The organism is Chromobacterium sp. LK11, from assembly GCF_001043705.1.
Taxonomy (GTDB): Bacteria; Pseudomonadota; Gammaproteobacteria; order Burkholderiales; family Chromobacteriaceae; genus Chromobacterium; species Chromobacterium alkanivorans.
In genome coordinates this window covers 59,991-79,435 of sequence record NZ_LDUR01000016.1, presented here as the reverse complement: position 1 = coordinate 79,435, position 19,445 = coordinate 59,991, and the positions used below count along the sequence as shown (strand labels likewise).

Genomic DNA, 19,445 nt, shown 5'->3' with positions numbered 1-19,445 from the left:
CGGCTCCTCCCACCCTACACACCACTCGCCGTAGGGTGGGTGGAGCGCAGCGATACCCACGCGGACATGTGGCAAGATTGAGCTTTGGGTTTCGATGGCGGGGTTTGGTGGGTATCGCCTTCGGCTCCTCCCACCCTACACACAACTCGTCGTAGGGTGGGTGGAGCGCAACGATACCCACGCGGATGTGGCAAGGCCCACTCTCGGGTTTCGATGGCGGAGCTTGGTGGGTATCGCCTTCGGCTCCTCCCACCCTACCCACCGCTCCTCGTAGGGTGGGTGGAGCGAAGCGATACCCACGCGGGAACAAGACCTACCGCCTCAATCCCCTGCAATGGAAGCCCTCCGTTCTCCAAACCCGTCCCCTTCGTCATCGCCTCCGGCCCAATCTTCCGGCAATAATCCATGCCTCACGTAACGATGGAACGAAGACCACGGCCAGTCTGCGAGTTTGGAGACATAGCCATGCTTGAGCGGGTTGTTGTGGATGTAATCGATATGGCGGGCAAAGTCTTGCTCATCCCTCAGCCGGTGTTCCCAATAACGCCGCTGCCAGACATACCGCTCGCCCTTGTCCCGGCGCGAAGCGCTGACCCTCTCCTCAGGCGGCAACGATCGGGTAAACATGGTTTTGATCAAACGCCAACGTAAAGGGTAATCCGCGTCCGCGGCCGGCAGAGTCCACACCGCATGCAGATGGTCGGGCATGATCACGATGGCCTCGATGCGGAATGGATGGCGACGCAAGGTATAGCGGAAGGCTTCCCGCAGCGCGTCAACGTGGTCAAGCAGCAGGCGCTGCCGTCTATCCGCCAGGTTGACGGTGAAGAACCAGCTGCCGCCAGCACTGCGATCGCGTCGATAATTGGACATGGGCTCTCTCCTGGCAAGGCTAGGATCCGCCCATGCTAACAAGCAAAAGCCGCCCCTGAGGGGCGGCTGCTTGCTCTGGCTCAGGCCGGTTCGCCGCCGTCCGCGCGGCGACGGGTTTGCAGGATGGGCGGCGCCCATTGCTCGCCCGGCCGTTTCTTGCGGGTGGCCAGCGTCAGTTCCGACGGCGCGAAGATATTGATGTTGTGGGTGTTGGGCGTGGTGATCAGGTACTGCGCCTCGGTGGCCTTGAGGAAGCCGGCGACGCGGTCGATGTTGAAGATGTCCAGGTGGGCGAACGGTTCGTCTATGAAGACGAAGCCGGACGGGTTGGACTCGTCCATCATCAGGCCGATCAGCAGGATCAGCGACTTCATCACCTGCTGGCCGCCGGAGGCTTCGCCGTCGTTCATGCCCATCAGGCCCTTCTGGTCGAAGTTGAACTTGAGCACCAGCCCGGCCTGGGCCAGCGCGGCGTCGTCGTTGGACAGCTGCGGCAGCTCCACTTCCACCTGGATGCCGGCCAGTTCGCCCAGGCGCTTAACGTTCTGGCCGTAGACGCGGACGGTGGCGCGCAGCTTGCCCATATAGGCGGCGCGCGCTTCGTCGGTCAGTTCGCGCGAGCGGTCCACTTCGCTCTGGCGGCGCTGGCGTTCGCGGTCCAGGCCGGTCAGGTCCTCCACCAGCTTGTCCTTCAGCGCCAGCACGGCTTCGTCCTGCTCCCAGTCCCCGCTTTGCAGCCGCTCTTCCAAATAGTTGAGCTGATGCTTGGCGTCGGCGGCGGTGTCGAACTCGCTTTCCAGCGCCTCGACGTTCTCCGGCGCCAGCGCCGCGTCAGGCAAGCGCTCCGCCCATTCGCGCAGCTCGGACAGCAGCCGGCGCACCTGGCGGCGCGCCTGCTCCACTTCCTGCTGTTTTTGGCGGAAGGCGGCCAGGCTGTCCTGCTCGCGCTGGCAGACGCGGTCGTGCGCCAGCCGCGCGTCGCTGTAGCGCTGGTCGGCGGCTTCCTTCTCCGCGCTGGCGAGGCCCAAAGCCGCGCCCAGGCGGGCGATTTCGCTTTCCAGCCCCTGCTTGCGCGTTTCCAGCGCGGCGAATTCTTCGGCGCGGCTGTCCAGCTGGCGGATGGCGTCCATGCCGCCCAGGTATTCGGCCAGGCCGGCGGCCTCACGGGTGGCGGCCACCAGCCGCTCTTCGTCGGCGAGGATGCGCACGTTCAATGCCTTCAAGGCTTCGCGCACCGCCAACAGCCGCGATTGGCGCGCGGCTTCGCCGAAGGCGAATTCATGCGCCGGCACGCCGATGTGGCGCGCGCCGCGGCGTTCGCGGAAGTAGCCGTCGCGGGTGATCCAGTCGCCGCTGACGTCGGCGCCCTGCTCGGCGTCGTCGACTCGGCTGACGCTGTTCAGCTGACGGTACAGCCACTCGGGAGCGTCGGCGGAGAAGCGCACCACTTCCATCAGGCTGCCGGCGTTGGCGCGCGGCGGGCGGCTGCGTTCCGGCACCACGAAGTGGCGGTAACGCAGTTTCTCGCCGATGCGCCAGGCTTCGCGGCGGTCGGATTCGCGTTCCAGCAGCACCACATGACGATAACCGCGCAGCAGCGCTTCCACCGCCGCCTGCCAGTCCGGATCCATCACTTCCACGATGTCGGACAGCATCAGGTGGCCGATGCCGGCCTCGTCCAGCGCCGCCTTGAACTGGCGCACGTCTTCCGGCGCGCGGCCGCGGCCGATTTCCAGCGCCTCCAGGTGCTGGGAACTGTCCTGGCGCTGCTTTTTCAGTTCGCGCAGGCCGTCTTTCAACTGCTCGGCTTCGCCGCGCAGCGCGGAGAGCTTGTCGGCCAGCTGGGCGGCGTCGGCGCCGTACTCCTTGCTGGCCAGCGCTTGCAGCCGGTCGCGTTCCTTGAGCTGGCCGGCCACGCCGGCGTGTTCGCCCTTGGCCGCCATGAAGGCTTCCTGCGCGCCGACGCGGGCGGTTTCGGCCGCCTTGCGCGAGGCGTCGGCGGCCACTTCCGCCGCCTTGAGCTTGGCCACCAGTTGCAAGGTGTCGGCGTGTTCGCCCTGGGCCTGGTTCAGCGTGTGGAAGTTGCCGCGGTAGTTTTTCCAGACATTGCCGAGCGCGGACTTGGCGTCCAGATAGGCCAGCACCGGCAGCGCCTCGTCGCGCAGCCGGGCGATGCCGGTTTGCAGCTGCCGCCATTCCAGATAGCGGTTGGCGCGGGTCTTCATGGTTTCCACCCGCGTCTGCAGCGCTTCCTCCTGACGGCTCAGCGATTCCAGCTCCAGCTCGGTGGCGCGCTGCTCGTCGCGGGCGCGCTGGTAGTTGTCCAGCACGTCCTTGTCGCCGAAGACCTGGAACACCAGGTCCAGCAGTTGGCGCGGGCTGTATTCGGTCAGCTTGTCGGTGTCGCCCTGTTCCAGCGCCAGCACTTCGGCCACCGCCGGGGTCAGGCCGGCCATTTCCAGCCGGCGGCGGTATTCCTGCACGCCCATCCATTGGGCCTGGCCTTCGGCCAGCTCCAGCGGCACGTCGCCGTCCAGGATGGCGTAGTGGCGCACCCAGTCCCCGCCCTGTTTCTTGATCCGGCACAGCAGGGTGACGGCGTCGGCGACGATGGGGAAGAAGGGGGTTGGATACAGGCCGCCGCTGGGGCGGCGCGGATTGTCCACCACGCCGCGCAGATAGGCGAAGGGTTCCTTGTTGTTGCGCACATAGCGCTTGTAATCGCGCTTGCCCGAGCATTTGATCGCCAGCAGGGTGCGCATCGCGTCCAGCAAGGTGGTCTTGCCGGAGCCGTTTGGGCCGATGATGGTGACGATCTGCGCGTCCAGCGGCACGGTCAGCCGCTGCCAGAAGTCCCAGTGCACCATTTCCACCGATTTCATCTGGAACATCAGCGCGTCTCCTCGTGAGCCGCGTCCTCGTCCGGCGGCAAGTCAAACAGCGGGCCGGCGGAGTCGTCGACGGCTTCGGCTTCGGACTCGTCCTCGACCGCTTCCGTGCGCTTGTCGGCCAGCGCGTCGCGGCCTTCGCGGCGCAGCAGCACGTCGGCCAGCGCGCCTTCGATGATCCGCGGCGCCAGCTGGGCGTAGTCAATCATCAGGTCCAGCATCGGCCCTTCGTCCAGCCAGCGGTTGCGGCGCACGATGAAGCCCAGGTTGACCAGGCGGCCCAGGTTGGCGTTGAAGCGGGTGCGGCCGCCCAGCGCCTTGCCGAAGTCGGCGTAAAGCGCGTCCTCGGACACGCCGGTGGACACGGCCTCGCCGGTTTCCAGCGGCTTTTGCGCGCCGAACATATCGCTCTGGCTTTCCTTGCCGGCTTCGACGCGGGCGATCTGGCGCTCGCGCTTGGGCAGGATGATCAAGGACCACAGAATAACCAGCAGCGCCACGCCGTCGCGCGGCAGGCCCAGGTTGTTGTTGAGCCAGGCGTCGCCGGAGCCGAACACCGGCTCGGTCATTTCCGGCAGCAGCGCCACGGCGACGTGCTCGGCGTAGGGGTTCTCCACCAGGCGCAGGCCGACGGCGGCCAGGCTCTTGTCCAGTTCCAGGCGGAAGCTGTCGTCCAGCAGCGCCTTCTTCGCCAGCGCGTCGCCGCGCGGCACCACCCGGTGCGCCAGCAGACGGGCGGTCAGGGTTTTGATTTCTGTTTCCATTAAGAACCTTTTTGCGCCGCGGCCACCAGGCGCGCGTCGGACAGCGACGCCACTTCCGGGTGGTCAGGCTCGATCACGCGCTCGCCGCCTTGCAGGCTGAACGGCAGCTTGGCCAGCGCGGCGACTATGCTTTGGTCGTTGCTGGTTTCCGGGTCGCCGATCAGGGACAGCAGCGACAGCCGGTAGGCGGTTTCGTTGTAGCTGTCGGCCAGCACCGCCTGGCTGATGTGGGCGTCGGTCGCGCCGGACATGCCCAGCTCCAGCAAGACGTCGTACATGGCCTCGGCCTCCAGCAAGCGCTCCATTTCCGGCGCGTCGGCCAGCGGCGCGGCCTCGCCGCCCGGCAGCGTCATGGTGCCGGCCTTGGCGCGCTCGCGCGCCAGCAGTTCGAACTCGGCCACGTCGGCCAGCTCCGGCGTGGACAGGAAGGCGGGCTCGGGAGCGATGGACAGGCAGGCGTCCAGCTTGTGCGCCAGCTGGCCGGCCGCCATGCGGCGCAGCCAGTCGGCGATGTCGGTGGAAGTGAGACCGGAGCCGCCCAGATGCACGCGCTGCGCGGCCAATTGCGCCAGCCGGCGTTCGAAGGTGCCGGCCAGCGCCAGCATGCGGCTTTGCGCCAGCGCGATGGCCTGGGCCTGGTTGAGCACCAGCAGGCTCAGCGTGTCGTCCTGGGTCAGGCTCTTGACCACCTCGGTGGATTTGGCCACCCAGCGCCACACCGCCTCCAGGCGGTGTTGGGCGGCGCGGATGCGGAATTCGGATTGCGATTCCAGCGCTTCCTCGAATTCCGCGTACAGTTCGTTCAGCCGCGCCAGCAGGTGTTTGAGCGCTTCGTCCGAGACCTGGCCCACCGCCTGGCCGGCGGCCACCTGGCTGGTCAGATAGCCCAGTTCCACATCGTCGCCGGCGAAATCCACCATGGTGGCCAATGCCGCCAGCGCGACGCGCGCGCCTTCGGACAACTGGTAGACGCCGCCGTCGCTGTCGTAGACCAGCAGCCCGCCTTCGCGCAGCCGGCCCAGAATGGTGGCCAGCTTGGTGTCGTTCAGATAGGCGAAACGCTGGGCGATTTCCTGCGGCGTCCATAGCGGCGCTTCGGCGCGGCCGCCCAGTTCCCGCAACACCAGCAGCCGCATCAGCACTTCTTCGTCGCCGCCGCGGAACAGGGTGACGAAGACGGCGAGATAGGGCCAGGCGCCGGTCAGGCGCGACACCGCCTGCAAGGAGGCGGGCTCAATGCCGGGCTGGAAGAAGTCGGAGAGAGAATCCAAAGGCACTCCACCACGCGCGCGGGCGTGGAATGGCAAAAGCCATGATTGTCCGGGGGGCATGCTCGTTCGTCAACGCATGTCCGCGCGGCGGCCCTATCTTGCCCGGGGCGGTTTGGCATAAGATTTGACGACAGAGCCGCCCACCGCCAAGGAGAATCCATGTATACCCACCGCCAGCCCTTGTTGTCGCCCAGCCTGGGCAGCCAGCGCGATCTGACCAGCTTCCATTTCGGCGTGCCGCAAAGCGGCCAGAAAATCTATATCCAGGCCAGCCTGCACGCCGACGAACTGCCCGGCATGCTGACCGCCTGGCATTTGAAGCAAGGCTTGCAGCGGCTGGACGCCGCCGGCCTGCTGCGCGGCGAGGTGATCCTGGTGCCGGTGGCCAACCCCATCGGCCTGAACCAGAACCAGAGCGAGAAGATGCTGGGCCGTTTCGATCTGCAAAGCGGCCAGAACTTCAACCGCCATTACCCGGTGTTGTCCGAAACGATTTTCGAGGCGGTGAAAGGGCAGCTGGGCCGCGACGGCAAGGCCAATACCGCGCTGATCCGCGCGGAGGCGCGCCAGCAACTGGGCGCGCTGCGCGCCGACAGCGAGCTGCAGTCGCTGCGCCACACGCTGATGAAGCTGGCCTTCGACGCCGACGTGGTGCTGGACCTGCATTGCGACTGCCGCGCCGGCCTGCACCTGTACACCGGCACCCCTCTGTGGGAACAGTGCGAGCCGCTGTCGCGCTACCTGGGCGCTTGCGCCACCTTGCTGGCCACCGACTCCGGCGACCATCCCTTCGACGAAGCCTGCGGCCAGCTGTGGTGGCAGTTGCGCGATCTGGCGACGGCGGAGGGCCTGGACGCGCAGATTGACATGGCCTGCCTGGCGGTGACGGTGGAACTGCGCGGCGAAATCGACGTCCATCACGATTACGCGCGCCGCGACGCGGAAGGCATCCTCGACTTCCTGCGCCACCGCGGCGTGATCGCCGAAGCCGCGCCGCCGTTGCCGGGGCTGCCGTTCCCGGCCACGCCGCTGGCCGGATCGGAAAACCTGTACGCGCCGCACGCCGGCGTGGTGGTCTACCACGCCCAGCCGGGCAGCGAGGTGGCCAGCGGCGAGCTGCTGGCCGAGGTGATAGACCCGATAAGCGACCGCTGCAGCGAGATCCGCGCCAACCGGCCGGGCATGTTGTACGCCACCAGCGCCCGCACCTACACCACCGCCGGCCTGTCGCTGGCCAAGGTGGCCAGCCGCGAGGCCTTCAAATCCGGCAAGCTGTTGTCGGCCTGACACTGAAAGGAAAACCGCATGAGAATCTTGATTTGCGCCGCCGCGCTGCTGGGCCTGAGCGCCTGCAGCCAGACCAAGCCGCCTGAGCGCCCGGCGGTGGGCATGGCCAATCCGGCCTCGGTCTATTGCGTGGACAAGGGCGGCAAGCTGTTGCCGCAAAAAGACGCCCAGGGCAACGAGTACGCGCTGTGCCAGCTGCCGGACGGCCGCACGGTGGAGGAATGGACGCTGTTCCGCGCCGACCATCCCAAATAGCCGCTCCCGGCTTATCCACAGTTTTTTCGGTTTCCCTGATTTATCCACAAGCCTGAAAACAACGAACCCGCCGGTCATGTTGCGCCGGCGGGCTGTATCCCCCTTGAGCAGGGTAAAACCAAGAACCGGTTTACGATCTGCTGCGCGTCGTGACACGTGACACGGTGAGTACGGTTTCGAAATGCTCATGTACCCTCTGTACATTCCGCTTTCTCAGCCGTTTCCGCCTTGTCTCGCTTTAGCTCGCAAGATCGTAAACACGTTCTAAGATCACTTCAGGCTGCCCGACAGGAAGGCCTTCAAGCGCTCGCTCTTGGTGTTGCCGAACACCTCGTCCGGGCAGCCCTCCTCCTCCACCCGTCCCTGGTGCAGGAACATCACGTGATTGGACACATTGCGGGCGAAGCCCATCTCGTGGGTGACCACGATCATGGTGCGGCCCTCCTCCGCCAGCGCCTGCATCACTTTCAGCACCTCGCCCACCAGCTCCGGGTCCAGCGCCGAGGTGGGCTCGTCGAACAACATCACCTCCGGCTCCATCGCCAGCGCGCGCGCAATCGCCACCCGCTGTTGCTGACCGCCGGACAAATGCGCCGGGTATTTGTCCTGGGCGCGTTCGTCCAGGCCCACTTTGCGCAGGTATTTGATCGCGCGCTGGGTGGCTTCCTCCTTGGAAATCCCCAGCACGTGCACCGGCGCCTCGATGACGTTTTCCAGCACCGTCATGTGCGCCCACAGATTGAAGTGCTGGAACACCATGGCCAGCTTGGTACGCATGCCCTGCAGCTGCTTCTGGTCCGCCGGCGTCAGCTCGCCGTTCTTGGTGGTGGCCAGCCGGATGGGCTCGCCATTGAGGCTGATGCTGCCCTGGTTCGGTTTCTCCAGGAAGTTGATGCAGCGCAGAAAGGTGCTTTTGCCGGAGCCGGATGAGCCGATGATGCTGATCACGTCGCCGGCCTTGGCCGTCAGCGAGACGCCCTTGAGCACCTCGTGGCTGCCGTAGCTCTTGTGGATGTTCTGGATAGTCAGCTTGTCCATCTTCTAGTCCGTTTCTCAGGTTTTCGCCGGCTGCAGATAGGCCAGCCATCGGGTCTCGGCCTTGCGGAACAGGCCCACCAGGATGAAGGTGACGCCCAGATAGATCAGGGCGGCCAGGCCGAAGGCGTTGAAGGAGTCGTAGGTGGCGGCGTTGACGTCGCGCGCCACTTTCAGCACGTCCGGCACGGTGGCGGTGAAGGCCACAGTGGTGGCGTGCAGCATCAGGATCACTTCATTGCTGTACGCCGGCAACGCGCGGCGCAGCGCGGACGGAATGATCACCCGGCGGTAGAGGGTGAACTTGCTCATGCCGTAGGCCCGTCCGGCCTCGATCTCGCCGTAAGGGGTGGCCTTGATCGCGCCGGCGAAGATCTCGGTGGTGTAAGCGCAGGTGTTGAGCGCGAACGCCAGGATGGTGCAGTTATAGCCCTCGCGGAAGAAGTGGTTGAGGAAGCCCACCTCGCGCACCGCGTCCAGGCTGTACATGCCGGTGTAGAAGAACAGCAACTGCACGTAAAGCGGCGTGCCGCGGAACACATAGGTGTAGAACCAGACGCAGCGCGCCAGCCATTTGACCTTGGACACCCGCGCCACCGCCAGCGGGATGGACACGACGAAGCCGAAGGCGATGGACAGCACCAGCAGCCACATGGTGACGGCGAGGCCGGACAAATGGTAGCCGTCCGACCACAGGAAGGGGCGCCAGTATTGTTGAATGATGTCTATCATAGCTCGGCCTCCCGCACGCCCATGGAGTAACGGCGCTCCAGCCACATCAACGCGAAGTTGGACACTGTGGTGAGCAACAGGTAGATCGCCCCGGCCACCAGGGTGAAGAAGAACACTTTGTAAGTGCTCTTGCCGGCGTCGATCGACACCTTGACCACGTCGGTCAGGCCGATGATGGACACCAGGGCGGTGGCTTTCAGCATCACCTGCCAGTTATTGGAAATGCCGGGCAAGGCGAAGCGCATCATCTGCGGAAACTGGATGCGGGAAAACACCTGCCAGTGGCTCATGCCGTAGGCGGTGCCGGCTTCCAGCTGGCCCTTGGGCACAGAGATGAAGGCGCCGCGCAGCGTTTCGGTGAAATAGGCGCCGTAGATGAAGCCCAGGGTCACCACGCCGGATACGAAGGGATTGAGGTCAATCCGCTCCATGCCCTGCCATTCGGTCAGATGGTTGATGCCGATCTGCAGGCTGTAAAAAATCAGCAGCATCAGCACCAGGTCCGGCACGCCGCGGATCAAGGTGGTGTACAGCGTGGACACGCCGCTCAGCAAGGGATTGCTGGACAGCTTGGCGCCGGCGCCTACCAGGCCGATCAGAAAGGCCAGCAACAAGGACAGCACCGCCAGCTCCAGCGTCACCAGCGTGCCTTCCCAGATAATGGAACCGAATCCATGCAAAAACATGCTCTTCCCCTTTCAGGAGCGGCGGCGAGCGCCGGGCCGGTCCTGACTTGCGCAAAAGACGAGCCGCCGACAAAACGGATGGCCGGCTCCGGCCACGGAGGCGCTGCGGGTTCCAATGCAGCGGTTTTGTCGGCGGCTTGGCTACCTGTTCAAAGTCCGCCGCGCAGCGGCGCTGCGGCCTTGACCAGGTTCTTGCCGCTTACTTGCCGTAAACGTCGAAGTTGAAGTATTTCTTCTCAATCTTCTGGTAAGTGCCGTCTTTGAGCATGCCGGCGATGGCTTTGTCGATATCGGCCTTCAGTTCCTTGTCTTCCTTGCGCAAGCCGATGGCGGCGCCTTCGCCCAGGGTTTTCGGGTCCACCAGTTCTTTGCCGGCAAAAGCGAAGCCCTTGCCTTCCGGCTTCTTCAGGAAGCCTTCGTCGGCCTGCACCGCGTCTTGCAGCGAGGCGTCCAGGCGGCCCGCCGTCAGGTCGGACAGCACTTGGGTCTGGTTCTGGTAAGGCACCACTTCCACGCCGGCCGGCGCCCAGTGTTTCTTGGCGTAAGCTTCCTGGATGGTGCCCTGCTCCACGCCCACGCGCTTGCCCTTCAGCGAAGCCGGGGTGGGCATCAAGCCGGAACCGCTCTTGGCCACCATGCGCGTCGGAGTGTTGAACAATTTGGAGGAAAAGCTGATTTCCTTCATCCGGGCTTCCGTCATCGACATCGAGGACAGCACGCCGTCGAATTTCTTGGCTTTCAAGGCCGGGATCATGCCGTCGAAATCGTTTTCCACCCACACGCACTTGGCTTTCAGGCGCTTACAGATTTCATTGCCCAGATCGATGTCGAAGCCCACCAGCTGGCCATTGGGCGCCTTGGATTCAAACGGCGCGTAACTGGCGTCCACGCCGAAACGGACTTCCTTCCAGTCCTTGGCCCATGCCCCGATCGACGCGGTCATCAGACCCAAGGCCATCACAGCCAATGCTTTCTTCATTTGTTTCTCCTCATAGACTTCATCAACAGCCAACGGTGAAAATCCCGAGCCGACGCAGCCGGGCATATGCATTTCACAAGTTAAAGCGTTCGGGGCTTTTCGCCCTCTGATCCGGCATCGCCCCCGGAGGGGCTGAGCGCTTCATGTTATATAAATAGAGCAATTTGTCTATACCGTCTCTCGCACCCGCCGGCAAGGACGCCCCAGACCAGTCTTTTGTCATGCCTCACGGCAAGATTAATGACTTTAGATTCCTGGCCACGGAACAAATCCGCGCTTTATTGAGGAAAAAATACAACATCCAGCCGCCAACTCAAGTAACGCTTGGTATCGGAATGGGCGTGACTGCAAATGAAGAAGTATCGACAAGAACAAATGATCGGCATGCGCCGTGTCCGCCGCCCGGAAGGATGGCAATGCGGGGATGGGAAAAGACGGCGGGCCATGCCGCAAGCTTGAGCGCGGAATGACGCCCGCCGCCGGATCCACTCACGTCAACTTCCGGACTTCGGTGACGGCGGGCAGCAGCGCCGCCCCGTCCTGGGTCTTGGGCGACATCAGAGGCACCGGCTGGCCGGTCCGCTTGTCTATCAACAGCGAATGGCCTTCGCCCGCCTCGAACAAATGCCCTTCGCCCCACTGGCGCAAGGCCAGCACCACCGCGAACAGGCTTTCCCCCTTGGCCGTCAACACATACTCCTGGTAAGCGGAGCCGTCCGAGGCCGCCTGGGTGGCGAGCACCTCGGCGTCCACCAGCTTGCGCAGCCGATCGGACAGGATATTGCGGGCCATGCCCAGACCGCGCTGGAAATCGCCGAAGCGGCGCACGCCGTCGAAAGCGTCCCGCACGATCAACAAGGACCAGCGATCCCCAATCACGTCGACGCTGCGCGCCACCGGACATGGCTCCTGATTCATTGTGTTGTGGCGCGTCATGGGCTCTCCTTGGGTTATGCGGCGGCGGGATCAATCAGTTGCATTTTAAAACTGCTTGCCCTAGCATTCAATCGGTTTCATTTTGCAACCAGATTGAACGGACTCGGGATCATGAACGCCAGGCACGCCTCATCACCACTCTTGAAACACAAGCCAGCGAACACGCCCGCCAGCCTGGTATGGCTGTTCGCCGCCGCCAGCGGCTTGAGCGTGGCCAACGTCTATTACGCTCAACCCTTGCTGGACGCGCTGGCCCGGGATTTCGCCATCAGCCAGGCGGCGGTGGGCGGCGTAGTCACCGCCACCCAGGCCGGCTGCGCGCTGGCCTTGCTGCTGCTGGTGCCGCTGGGCGACCTGCTGGAGCGCCGCCGCCTGATGGCGGCGCAACTGCTGGCGCTGGCGGCCGCGCTGACCGCGGTGGCGATGGCGCGCACCGCGCCCGCGCTGCTGGCTGGCGTGCTGGCGGTGGGCCTGCTGGGCACGGCGATGACCCAGGGGCTGATCGCCTACGCGGCCAGCGCCGCCGCGCCCCATGAGCAAGGGCGCGTCGTCGGCGCGGCGCAAAGCGGCGTCTTCATCGGCCTGCTGCTGGCGCGGGTGTTCGCCGGCGCCATCAGCGACCTGGCCGGCTGGCGCGGTGTTTATTTAAGCGCCGCGGCGCTGATGCTGGCGATCGCGCTGCCGCTGTGGCGGCGGCTGCCCGCGCTCGCCCCCGCCGCGAACGCGATGCGCTACCCGGCGCTGCTCGCCTCCATGCTGACCCTGCTGCGGCGCGAGAAGGCGCTGCAAGTGCGCGGCATGCTGGCGCTGCTGATGTTCGCGGCCTTCAACATCTTCTGGAGCGCGCTGGCGCTGCCCTTGAGCGCGCCGCCCCACAACTATTCCCACACCGCCATCGGCGCCCTTGGCCTGGTGGGCGCGCTTGGCGCGCTGGCCGCCGCGCGCGCCGGTCAGTGGGCCGACCGCGGGCAGGGTCAACGCACCAGCGCGGCGGCGCTGGCGCTGCTGCTGCTGGCCTGGTGGCCGCTGTCGCTGATGCAGCAATCGCTTGCCGCGCTGCTGGTCGGCATCCTGCTGCTGGATCTGGGCGGCCAGGCGCTGCACGTCACCAACCAGAGCCTGATTTTCCGCGCCCGCCCCGAAGCCCATGGCCGGCTGGTCGGCCTTTACATGCTGTTCTACGCGGTGGGCAGCGGGCTGGGCGCCATCGGCGCCACCACGGCCTACGCCCATGCCGGCTGGCAAGCCGTGTGCGGGCTGGGCGCCGCCGTCAGCCTGCTGGCGCTGCTGTTCTGGTGGGCGACGCGGCGGCTGACGCCCACTGTGGCGGTGAAATGAAAAAGGCCAGTCGCGAGACTGGCCTTTTGCTTGCCGAAAGACGGCTACGTACCGTTTTAGTCTTCGGTCGTGTCCTGATGCATCGCCGCATCCGGCGTAATCACCGTCTGGCGCGCGGCGGCGGCTTGCTGCTGCGCCTCGTCCGCCTGCTTGCGCTGCTCGGCGCGCACCACGTCCAGATAGGACATGATGGCGAAGGTCAGCTCGCGGGTGCCTTCGTGGTTCAGCGCGGAGATGCTGAACACGCGCGGCGCCTTGATATCGAAGCCGAAACGGTCGTCCGGCTGCTCTTCCGGCCAACCGTAGGCCTGGAGGAAGGCGGAGATGGTCAGCTCGCGCTCGTCCGCCGGCAGCATGTCCACCTTGTTCAGCACCAGCCAGCGCGGCTTGCCGTGCAGCTCGTCGTCGTACTTCTTCAGTTCCTCGACGATGGCGCGCGCCTCGCGCACCGGGTCGACGTTGGGATCGAACGGCGCCACGTCCACCACGTGCAACAGCAGGCCGGTGCGCTGCAAATGCTTGAGGAAGCGGTGGCCCAGGCCGGCGCCTTCCGCCGCGCCTTCGATCAGGCCCGGAATGTCGGCGATCACGAAGCTGCGGGTATCGTCCATGCGCACCACGCCCAGATTGGGGTGCAAGGTGGTGAACGGATAATCCGCCACCTTGGGGCGCGCCGCCGACACCGCGCGGATGAAGGTGGACTTGCCGGCGTTGGGCATGCCCAGCAGGCCCACGTCGGCCAGAACTTTCAACTCCAGCTTCAGCGTGCGCTGCTCGCCCTGCTCGCCCGGCGTGCACTGACGCGGCGCGCGGTTGGTGGAGGATTTGAAATGGATGTTGCCCAGGCCGCCCTTGCCGCCGCGCGCAATCATGATGCGCTGGCCGTGATGAGTCAGGTCAGCCACCAGCTCGCCGGTGTCGTGGTCGGTGATGACCGTGCCCACCGGCATTTTCAGTTCGATGTCGTCGCCGCCCTTGCCGTAGCAATCCGCGCCGCGGCCGCGCTCGCCGTGTTCGGCCAGGTATTTTTTGACGAAGCGGAACTCCACCAGGGTGTTGACGTTCTCGTCGGCCACCGCGTACACGCTGCCGCCCTTGCCGCCGTCGCCGCCGTCCGGGCCGCCGAAGGGTACGAACTTCTCGCGACGGAAACTGGCCACGCCGTTGCCGCCGCGGCCCGCGAACACTTCAATGCGGGCTTCATCGATAAATTTCATGTTTTCAACCTCTGTCTTGCGAGGAGTCAGGGGTCAGGATGGACTCGCGGCCACCCTCACGCCTTGCCCCTCGGGTATGAAAAAAGCCCTATCGCAGGATAGGGCTTTCCCCGGAGGATCTTGTAGATCCCTAGAAAGCGAAAAATTATTCGCCGTCTACGCCGGTGTACGGAACCACATTAACGATCTTGCGCTTCATTGCACCTTTAATGGTGAATTCAACGTAACCGTCAACCTTGGCGAACAAGGTGTGATCCTTGCCCTGACCAACGTTTTCACCTGCGTGGAAGCGGGTGCCGCGCTGACGCACGATAATGGAACCTGCCGGAATCAGTTCGCTGCCGTAAACCTTAACGCCCAGGCGTTTGGCTTCGGAGTCACGACCGTTGCGGGAGCTACCGCCTGCTTTTTTGTGTGCCATGACTGTTTATCCTTACTTCGAAATCGCGTCGATGCGGATTTCGGTGAAGTTTTGACGATGACCCTGATGTTTCTGGTAGTGCTTGCGACGACGCATCTTGAAGATGCGGATCTTGTCGCCACGACCGTGGGAAACAACGGTGGCCTTAACAGTGGCGCCGGCAATCATCGGGGCGCCTACAACAACCTGTTCACCGTCAGCAATCATCAGCACTTCTTCAAGTACGATCTGGCTGTCGACGTCTGCAGGTATCTGTTCTACTTTGAGTTTTTCACCAACGACAACTTTGTACTGCTTGCCGCCGGTTTTTATGACCGCATACATTCGCATGAGCTCCTGAATATAAAAATCTCGCCGCCTATTGCGGGAGAACGCGAAACTATACGGACACCCCGTCAAGTTGTCAATGATTTCATCGACTTAGTCCTAGAGAGTACGCGCCGTGGCGGCTGGAGGGGCTTTTCTGGTAACATTCTCGGCTTTGGCGTACCCATCTCAAATAACTGGTTGAAATCGTGTCCACCCCGCTTTTCCGTACACTGATAGCCGACGACATGCAGGCCGTTGACCGCGTCATCCGCGCCCGGCTGCACTCCGACGTCGTCCTGATCCGCCAGGTAGCGGAATACATCATTTCCGCCGGCGGCAAACGCCTGCGCCCGGTGTTGACGCTGTTGTCCGGCCGCGCGCTGGGCCATGGCGGCGAACAACTGCACGAGCTGGCGGCGATGATCGAATTCATCCATACCGCCACCTTGCTGCACGACGACGTGGTGGACGAATCCGACCTGCGCCGCGGCCGCGAAACCGCCAACGCGCTGTTCGGCAACGCCGCCAGCGTGCTGGTGGGCGACTTCCTCTACACCCGCGCCTTCCAGATGATGGTGACCACCCGCAATATGGACATCCTGGCGGTGATGGCGGAAGCCACCAACATCATCGCCGAGGGCGAAGTGCTGCAGCTGCTCAACATCGGCAACACCGACGTCACCGAAGACGAATACCTGCGCGTGATCAAGTACAAGACCGCCAAGCTGTTCGAAGCCTCCGCCCGCGTGGGCGCGCTCAGCGCCGGCGCCAGCGCCGAACAGGTGCAGGCGATGGCCGAATACGGCATGTACCTGGGCACCGCCTTCCAGATCATCGACGACGTGCTGGACTACAGCGGCGACGCCGACACCATAGGCAAGAGCCTGGGCGACGACCTGGCCGAAGGCAAACCGACGCTGCCGCTGATCTACACCATGCGCAACGGCAATCCGGAAGCCTCAGCCACCGTGCGCGACGCGCTGGAACACGCCAGCCGCGATCGTTTCCAGGACGTGCTGGCTGCGGTACAATCCTGCGGCGCGCTGGATTACGCCCGGGCCGAAGCGGTCAAAGTGGCCGAACAGGCCGTTGCCGCGCTGGCGCCGGTTCCGGAATCGGACACCCGCCAGGCCTTGGTGGAGTTGGCCCGCCTGTCAGTCGACCGCAGCGCCTGATCCAGCAGTTTCTCTAAGCGTCTCCGTAGTTAAATGGATATAACGGCCCCCTCCTAAGGGGCAGTTACAGGTTCGATTCCTGTCGGGGGCGCCACTTCTGCTCGCAAAGCAGCAAGCGCCACAAATCAAAAAGCCGCGCCCGGCAAACGGCGCGGCTTTCTTGCGTCCCCCTCGGCCCGCGGATCAGGGCGATGGCCGCCCCGGCTGCGGCCAGCTCAGCTCGAAGCGGCTGCCGCCGCCCGCCGGCGTGCAGCGCGCCTCGCCGCCGTGGGCGCGGGCGATGGCGGCCACCACCGCCAGCCCCAGGCCGCTGCCGCCCTTGCCGCTTTGGCGCGCCGCGTCGGCGCGGCGGAAGGCCTCGAACACATGCGGCGCGAAGTCCTCGGGAATGCCCGGCCCCTCGTCCTCCACCCGCAAACGGCACTGGCCGCCCGCCAGGCTCAGCCGCACCCGCAGCAAGCCGGGCTGGGCGTAGCGGCGCGCATTGTCCAGCAAGGCCAACAGCGCCTGGCGGATGCGCACCGGGTCGCAATGCGCCGGGCGCTCGTCCAGGTCCAGCACCACCTGCAAACCGGCCGCCAGCAGCGCGTCCTCGAACACCTCCACCACCGCGCGCACTTCGGCGGCCAGATCGGTGTCCCGCATCTCGATGTCCAAATGCCCGCTTTCCTCCAGGCTAACCACCCGCAAGTCCTCGATCAGGTGGGCCAGACTCTCCACCTGGGCCAGCAGCCGGCGAAACTGGTTCTCGTCCGGGGTGAACACCCCTTCCGCCAGCCCTTGCAGCCGGCCGCGCAGCACCGTCACCGGGGTGCGCAGCTCATGGGCGATGGCGGCGTTCCAGAACGCCTGCTCCTTGGTCATGCGCTGCAGCTGGTCCGCCAGCGCGTTGAAGTCGTCGGCCAGCGTCGCCGCCTCGCGCAGCGAACGGTCGCCGGCCGCCGCGCGCGCGTCCAGATCGCCCTGGGCGACGCGGCGTATGCCCTCCGCCACCGAGTTGAGCGGCACCAGGATGCGGCGCGCCAGGCGCAAGCCCATCACCACCGACAGCGCCAGGCCCGCCACGGTGCTGGAAATCAGCCACACCCATTCCGGCATCGTCATCTTCCAGCCCGGCGATTCGAAATGCACCGGCCAGTAGGTCATTGCCACATAGTAGAAAGTGAAGCCGGTCACCACCACCAGCACGGTCACGCAGAAGGCCATCGTCGCCATCGACAGCGCGATCTGCCGGCTCAGCCCCGCCAGCCTCATTCCGCGCCCCACAGCTTGTAACCCACGCCGCGCACGCCCACCGGCACGCCGTCCACGCCGCACTCTTCCAGCTTCTTGCGCAGCTTGCTGATATGGCTGTCCACGGTGCGCTCCAGCGCGTCGCCTTCCGGCAGGCAGGCGGCCAGCAGCTCGGCGCGGCTGAACACCTTCCGCGGCGCGCGCGCCAATTGCGCCAGCAGTTTGAATTCGGTCAGGGTCAGCGTCAGCACATGGCGCTGCTTGCCAGCCAGCACCGCCACCTCGTGATTTTCCAGGTCGATCTCGAACGGCGCCGCGCGCAGCACCTGCGGCTCCGCCTGGCGCGCGCGGGACATGGAGCGGCGCAGCACCGCCTGGGTGCGCGCCACCACCTCGGCGGGGTTGAAGGGTTTGACCACGTAGTCGTCGGCGCCGATGCGCAGCCCCATCAGCTTGTCGATGTCCTGGTCCAGCGCCGTCAGCATGATCACCGGCGTGTCGCCGCGATGGCGGATTTCCGCCAACACCTGCCAGCCGTCCGCGCGCGGCATCTGCACGTCCAGCAGCACCAGGTCCGGCTTCAGCGACAGGTGCAGCTCCAGCGCCTGCCGGCCGTCCGCCGCGTGCGCGCAGCGCATGCCGCTGCGCGTCAGATAGGCGGTGAGAATCTCCGCGATCTCGGGTTCGTCTTCAGCGACGAGGATCAAGGCCTGGCGGTCTTGGCCCGCGCCGGGCGGTCGCATTGTCTGAGTCATGGCGCCGATTTCGCATCCTGTCTGCATCTCCATCGAATCTCCATGCTACCACACGGGAACCCCCATCCAGCCCCGGCATACTGCCGCCTGACTTTATACGGGCGGCCTGCCGTCCATGCTTGATTGGAGTGGAAATGAAGAGTAAACGAGCCAGCTTATACGGCGGCGGCTGCCTGTTGGCGGCGGCGCTGCTGAGCGCCTGCGGACAAGCCGAACCCGAGGCCCCGCCGCCGGCGATCCCGGTGCGCACCCTGACCGCGGCCCCGGCCCCGCTCAAGCTGAGCGAAGATCTGCCCGGCCGCGTGGCGGCGGTGCGGGTGGCGGAAATCCGGCCGCAAGTCAGCGGCATCGTGCTGCGCCGCCAGTTTGAGCAAGGCACCGAAGTGCGCGCCGGCCAGCCGCTGTTCCAGATCAACCCCGCGCCGTTCAAGGCGGAGGTGGACACCGCCGCCGCCGCGCTGCAACGGGCCGAAGCCGCGCTGGCGCGCGCGCGGGTGCAAACCGCCCGTCTCAAACCGCTGGTGGAGAGCGACGCCATCAGCCGCCAGGTCTACGACGACGCCGCGTCCCAACGCGACCAGGCCGCCGCCGACGTGGCCCAAGCGCGCGCCGCGCTGGCCCGCCGCCAGCTGGACCTGAAATTCTCCCGCGTCGAAGCCCCCATCTCCGGCCGCATCGACCAGGCCCTGGTCACCGAAGGCGCACTGGTGGGCGGCGGCGACGCCGCCCCGATGGCGCGCATCCAGCAGATAGACCAAGTCTATGTGGACGTGCGCCAGCCGGCGGCGGCGCTGGAAGCCGTGCGCCAAAGCCTGGCCGCCCAGCCGGACAGCGCCGGCCACGGCCTGCCGGTGTCCATCCTGCGCGACGACGGCGCGCCCTACGGCCTCAACGGCCGCATCCTGTTCTCCGGCGTCAACGTGGACGCCGGCACCGGCGACGTGCTGCTGCGCGTGCTGGTGGACAACCCCGAGCGGCGGCTGCTGCCCGGCATGTTCGTGCGCGCCCGCGTGCCGCGCGCCAGCTACGCGGCGGCGCTGACCGTGCCGCAGCAGGCGGTGGTGCGCATCGGCGGCAAGACCCAGCTGTGGACCGTGGACGCCAAGAACCAGGCGCGGCTAAGCGTGGTGGAGCTGGGCGAACTGGCCCACCGCCAGTACCGCATCCGCTCCGGCCTGCGCGCCGGGCAAAAGGTCGTGGTCGAGGGCATGGAACGCCTTGCCGACGGCGCGACGGTGGCCGCCAGCGAAGCCGCGCCCGCGGCCGCCAAAAGCTGAGCGGGGAAGATAGC

The 19,445-nt window shown here is 65.6% G+C and carries 19 protein-coding genes and 1 tRNA gene; 6 read left to right on the top strand and 14 right to left on the bottom strand.

Going from position 1 to position 19,445, the window contains the following annotated elements; all coding sequences use genetic code 11:
- Window positions 1–321: 321 nt before the first annotated feature.
- The 4 genes from VK98_RS11095 to VK98_RS11080 form a co-directional block, all read right to left on the bottom strand.
- Entirely contained in the window at window positions 322–873 is a 552-nt protein-coding gene (locus VK98_RS11095) for a transposase (RefSeq protein WP_048414094.1), read from the bottom strand.
- 80 nt (window positions 874–953) lie between these two features.
- The gene (locus VK98_RS11090) at window positions 954–3,764 is read right to left on the bottom strand and encodes an AAA family ATPase (protein ID WP_048414093.1); all 2,811 of its coding nucleotides are present in this window, start codon (window positions 3,762–3,764) and stop codon (window positions 954–956) included.
- Window positions 3,764–4,525, bottom strand: a complete 762-nt coding sequence (locus VK98_RS11085) for a hypothetical protein (RefSeq protein ID WP_048414092.1) — start codon at window positions 4,523–4,525, stop codon at window positions 3,764–3,766. The genes VK98_RS11090 and VK98_RS11085 overlap by 1 nt, the downstream gene beginning before the upstream one ends.
- Entirely contained in the window at window positions 4,525–5,802 is a 1,278-nt protein-coding gene (locus VK98_RS11080; RefSeq protein ID WP_231589258.1) for a hypothetical protein, read from the bottom strand. The genes VK98_RS11085 and VK98_RS11080 overlap by 1 nt, the downstream gene beginning before the upstream one ends.
- Before the next feature lie 153 nt (window positions 5,803–5,955).
- On the opposite strand from VK98_RS11080, the gene VK98_RS11075 reads away from it, so the two are divergent.
- Window positions 5,956–7,083, top strand: a complete 1,128-nt coding sequence (locus VK98_RS11075) for a succinylglutamate desuccinylase/aspartoacylase family protein (protein ID WP_048414090.1) — start codon at window positions 5,956–5,958, stop codon at window positions 7,081–7,083.
- Between the two features lie 18 nt (window positions 7,084–7,101).
- Window positions 7,102–7,338 carry a DUF333 domain-containing protein gene (locus VK98_RS11070; protein ID WP_048414089.1) on the top strand — a complete coding sequence of 79 codons (237 nt, stop codon included), beginning with the start codon at window positions 7,102–7,104 and terminating at the stop codon, window positions 7,336–7,338.
- Between the two features lie 270 nt (window positions 7,339–7,608).
- On the opposite strand, the gene VK98_RS11065 is transcribed toward VK98_RS11070, so the two are convergent.
- From VK98_RS11065 to VK98_RS11045, 5 genes are all read right to left on the bottom strand, one after another.
- Window positions 7,609–8,376, bottom strand: coding sequence for an ABC transporter ATP-binding protein (locus VK98_RS11065; RefSeq protein ID WP_048414088.1), 768 nt, complete (start codon window positions 8,374–8,376; stop codon window positions 7,609–7,611).
- A gap of 15 nt (window positions 8,377–8,391) precedes the next feature.
- Window positions 8,392–9,105 (bottom strand): ABC transporter permease, encoded by a 714-nt coding sequence (locus tag VK98_RS11060; RefSeq protein ID WP_048414087.1) that lies wholly within the window; start codon window positions 9,103–9,105, stop codon window positions 8,392–8,394.
- Window positions 9,102–9,791, bottom strand: coding sequence for an ABC transporter permease (locus VK98_RS11055; protein WP_048414086.1), 690 nt, complete (start codon window positions 9,789–9,791; stop codon window positions 9,102–9,104). The genes VK98_RS11060 and VK98_RS11055 overlap by 4 nt, the downstream gene beginning before the upstream one ends.
- Before the next feature lie 199 nt (window positions 9,792–9,990).
- Complete coding sequence (locus tag VK98_RS11050; RefSeq protein WP_048414085.1) at window positions 9,991–10,770, bottom strand: ABC transporter substrate-binding protein; 780 nt, start codon at window positions 10,768–10,770, stop codon at window positions 9,991–9,993.
- Window positions 10,771–11,259: 489 nt separating this feature from the next.
- Entirely contained in the window at window positions 11,260–11,706 is a 447-nt protein-coding gene (locus VK98_RS11045; protein ID WP_048414084.1) for a helix-turn-helix domain-containing protein, read from the bottom strand.
- Between the two features lie 111 nt (window positions 11,707–11,817).
- On the opposite strand from VK98_RS11045, the gene VK98_RS11040 reads away from it, so the two are divergent.
- On the top strand, window positions 11,818–13,044 hold the full coding sequence (locus VK98_RS11040; protein ID WP_048414083.1) for an MFS transporter: 1,227 nt from the start codon (window positions 11,818–11,820) through the stop codon (window positions 13,042–13,044).
- 56 nt (window positions 13,045–13,100) lie between these two features.
- Here the strand turns inward: VK98_RS11040 and obgE are convergent, their stop codons facing one another.
- The 3 genes from obgE to rplU form a co-directional block, all read right to left on the bottom strand.
- Complete coding sequence (gene obgE / locus VK98_RS11035) at window positions 13,101–14,261, bottom strand: GTPase ObgE (RefSeq protein WP_048414082.1); 1,161 nt, start codon at window positions 14,259–14,261, stop codon at window positions 13,101–13,103.
- 145 nt (window positions 14,262–14,406) lie between these two features.
- Window positions 14,407–14,682 carry a 50S ribosomal protein L27 gene (gene rpmA / locus VK98_RS11030; RefSeq protein WP_019099926.1) on the bottom strand — a complete coding sequence of 92 codons (276 nt, stop codon included), beginning with the start codon at window positions 14,680–14,682 and terminating at the stop codon, window positions 14,407–14,409.
- A 12-nt stretch (window positions 14,683–14,694) separates the two neighbouring features.
- Complete coding sequence (rplU, locus tag VK98_RS11025) at window positions 14,695–15,006, bottom strand: 50S ribosomal protein L21 (protein WP_039753142.1); 312 nt, start codon at window positions 15,004–15,006, stop codon at window positions 14,695–14,697.
- Between the two features lie 230 nt (window positions 15,007–15,236).
- Between rplU and ispB the strand changes: the two genes are divergently transcribed.
- Both ispB and VK98_RS11015 read left to right on the top strand, forming a co-directional pair.
- Window positions 15,237–16,166: an octaprenyl diphosphate synthase gene (ispB, locus tag VK98_RS11020; protein ID WP_048414081.1), complete on the top strand. Its 930-nt coding sequence runs from the start codon at window positions 15,237–15,239 to the stop codon at window positions 16,164–16,166.
- A gap of 19 nt (window positions 16,167–16,185) precedes the next feature.
- Window positions 16,186–16,260 (top strand) — tRNA-Arg (locus tag VK98_RS11015).
- 89 nt (window positions 16,261–16,349) lie between these two features.
- On the opposite strand, the gene VK98_RS11010 is transcribed toward VK98_RS11015, so the two are convergent.
- Window positions 16,350–17,420: an ATP-binding protein gene (locus VK98_RS11010; RefSeq protein WP_048414080.1), complete on the bottom strand. Its 1,071-nt coding sequence runs from the start codon at window positions 17,418–17,420 to the stop codon at window positions 16,350–16,352.
- Window positions 17,417–18,154 carry a response regulator gene (locus tag VK98_RS11005; RefSeq protein WP_048414342.1) on the bottom strand — a complete coding sequence of 246 codons (738 nt, stop codon included), beginning with the start codon at window positions 18,152–18,154 and terminating at the stop codon, window positions 17,417–17,419. The genes VK98_RS11010 and VK98_RS11005 overlap by 4 nt, the downstream gene beginning before the upstream one ends.
- 134 nt (window positions 18,155–18,288) lie before the next feature.
- Between VK98_RS11005 and VK98_RS11000 the strand changes: the two genes are divergently transcribed.
- The gene (locus tag VK98_RS11000; protein ID WP_048414079.1) at window positions 18,289–19,431 is read left to right on the top strand and encodes an efflux RND transporter periplasmic adaptor subunit; all 1,143 of its coding nucleotides are present in this window, start codon (window positions 18,289–18,291) and stop codon (window positions 19,429–19,431) included.
- Window positions 19,432–19,445 lie beyond the last annotated feature (14 nt).